This is a genomic window from Halomonas sp. SIMBA_159 (genome assembly GCF_046536035.1).
Taxonomy (GTDB): domain Bacteria; phylum Pseudomonadota; class Gammaproteobacteria; order Pseudomonadales; family Halomonadaceae; genus Vreelandella; species Vreelandella venusta_A.
This window is the reverse complement of the sequence record NZ_JAWJBT010000952.1, coordinates 1-258: the sequence shown is the minus strand read 5'-3', so window position 1 is coordinate 258 and position 258 is coordinate 1. Positions and strand designations below refer to the sequence as shown.

1 protein-coding gene is annotated in these 258 nt (G+C 38.8%); it reads right to left on the bottom strand.

The genetic code is table 11. The features are described 5' to 3' along the window. The coding region (locus R0J87_RS22070) for a thiamine pyrophosphate-dependent enzyme (RefSeq protein ID WP_498888988.1) at positions 1-258 on the bottom strand (258 nt) is incomplete at both ends.

The window sequence follows — 258 nt, the reverse complement described above, 5'->3', positions numbered from 1 at the left end:
AAATGCGACAAATGAGTTCCCCTGCTTTCTTAGAAAATTTTACATTCTCACGATAATCAACAGGACAATCAATCACAGTCGGTACATTTTGCGATAACGCCTCTTTTAAGGTTGGGATCAGATCTGCAACCGATTCCACTCGATATCCTTTTAAGCCCATACTTTCTGCAAATTTCACAAAATCAGGATTCCCAAATTCAATAAAGGAAGATGCGCCAAAATGATTCATCTGCTTCCAGCCAATTAAACCATAACCAC